We start from the raw sequence: 2,321 nt of genomic DNA on the forward strand, positions 1-2,321 counted from the left end.
GCGAGACCTATGACCGCGGCAATGGCGCCACCATCCTGCTCTACCAGCGCACGCGCCGCCGTGTGTTGCTGACACGGCAGTTCCGCTACCCGGCGTTCGTCAATGGCTGGCAGCAGTTGATGGTCGAAGCCGTGGCCGGGCTGCTGGACGAGGCCGATCCGCTCAGTTGCATCCGCGCCGAGGCCGAGCAGGAAGCCGGTGTGCGCCTGCGCGAGCCCCGCGCGCTGTTCGAGACCTATATGAGCCCCGGCTCGGTGACCGAGAAGCTGCATTTCTTTGCGGCCGAGTACGAGGATGGCGACTTGGTTGGCGCGGGTGGCGGCCTCGTTGAGGAGGGCGAGGACATCGCGCGCTTCGAGCTGGACTTCGACGCAGCCATGCGCCAGGTCGAGGCCGGCGAGATCGTCGATGCGAAAACGATCATGCTGCTGCGCTGGGCCGAGCGCCATGTCTTCGGGCCGCCGCCCCGCAAGGGCCCGTTGCTGGTCTTCATCGCCGGGCCGTATCGAAGCGGCACGGGCGACCGGGAGGACGCGATCGCCGCCAACGTGCAGGCCATGCAGGATGCCGCCCTGCAAGTCGCAGCCCTGGGCCACGTGCCGGTGCTCGGCGAGTGGGTCGCCCTGCCGCTCATCGCGGCCGCTGGCGGCCGGCGCGGCGATGCGGTCTGGGACCGCTACTTCCACCCCAACGCCCAGGCCCTGCTGGAGCGATGTGACCTGCTGCTGCGCATCGGCGGTGATTCGGCCGGCGCCGACGCCATGATCAAGGCCGCTTTGGCCTGCGCAATGCCCGTGCACTACGGCCTCGCTTCAATACCAACCAGGCCCGCGTAGAATCAATCACCGGGCCCAAATTTTGGCGTCCGGTTTTTTTTGCCCGCTGCAAAAACGGGCAGCAAAGCCGGCAGAGCCAAGTCAAGCGCTCGCAGCCCAGGTCGCGCACTGCCAAACGCGCGCCGCAACTGTGAACTTGAATTATGGAAATCTTCGACTACGACAACATCCTGCTGCTGCCGCGCCGCTGCCGCGTGGAAAGCCGCTCGGACTGCGACACCTCGGTGCAGTTCGGCCCACACCGCTTCAAGCTGCCGGTCGTGCCGGCCAACATGAAGACGGTCGTGGACGAGCCCATCACCGAGCTGCTGGCCCGCGAGGGCTACTTCTACGTGATGCACCGCTTCGACCTCGACAGCCTGGCCTATGCCAAGGACATGCGGGACAAGGGCCTGCTGGTGTCGCTGAGCGTCGGCGTGAAGCCGGCCGAMTTCGAACTGGTGGACAAGCTGGCGGCTGAAGGCGTCGGCGCCGACTACCTGACCATCGACATCGCCCACGGCCATGCCGAGAGCGTGCAGCGCATGATCGGCCACATCAAGCAAAAGCTGCCCGAGACCTTCGTCATCGCCGGCAATGTTGGCACGCCCGAAGGCGTCATCGACCTGGAGAACTGGGGTGCGGACGCGACCAAGGTCGGCGTCGGCCCGGGCAAGGTCTGCATCACGCGGCTGAAGACGGGTTTTGGCACCGGCGGCTGGCAGCTATCGGCGCTGAAATGGTGCTCGCGCGTGGCCACCAAGCCCATCGTGGCCGACGGCGGCATCCGCCACCATGGCGACATCGCCAAGAGCGTGCGCTTCGGCGCCAGCATGGTCATGATCGGCTCGCTGTTCGCCGGCCATGAAGAGTCGCCAGGCACGACCGTCGAGGTCGACGGCAAGCTCTACAAGGAGTACTACGGCTCGGCGTCGGACTTCAACAAGGGCGAGTACCGCCACGTCGAGGGCAAGCGCATCCTGGAACCCGTCAAGGGCAAGTTCGCCGACACGCTGCGCGAGATGCAGGAAGACCTGCAGAGCTCGATCTCGTATGCGGGCGGCACGCAGTTGTCGGACCTGCGCAAGGTGAATTACGTCATTCTTGGTGGAGAGAATGCGGGCGAACATTTGTTCATGTGATCACCTGCGGAACGCGGGCGAGCGTCTGTTCATGTAAGCCGCAATGGACTTCGCTGCCTACCGCCGCCACGACGCGACCTCCCTGGCTGCCGAGGTGGCGGCAGGCCGCGTCGAAGCGACAACCCTGCTCGGCCTGGCGCTCACAAGGCTGGCCGAAGTCCACCCCCAGCTCAACCCGGTCTGCCGGCTGATGGAAGGCCAGGCCCGCGCCCAGCTGGCGCGCGGCGTCGGCAACGGCCCACTGGCCGGCGTGCCCTGCCTGATCAAGGACGTGGCCGAGGACTATGCCGGCCAGCCCACCAGCTGGGGCAGCCGGGCTCTCGCTTCGCTACCTCCACCGAGAGAGCACGCCCATGTCGTGCGG

General features: G+C 66.6%; 3 protein-coding genes. All 3 read left to right on the forward strand.

Going from position 1 to position 2,321, the window contains the following annotated elements; genetic code table 11:
* A partial coding sequence (locus ACXJKR_RS30135; protein ID WP_457325974.1) for an NUDIX domain-containing protein occupies positions 1-836 on the forward strand: 836 nt, incomplete at its 5' end.
* Between the two features lie 143 nt (positions 837-979).
* The gene (locus ACXJKR_RS30140; protein ID WP_457325976.1) at positions 980-1,957 is read left to right on the forward strand and encodes a GMP reductase; all 978 of its coding nucleotides are present in this window, start codon (positions 980-982) and stop codon (positions 1,955-1,957) included.
* A 43-nt stretch (positions 1,958-2,000) separates the two neighbouring features.
* Positions 2,001-2,321: amidase family protein (locus tag ACXJKR_RS30145; protein WP_457325977.1), on the forward strand; the 321-nt coding region annotated here is incomplete at its 3' end.

The sequence above is a fragment of the Roseateles sp. P5_E11 genome, assembly GCF_054049355.1.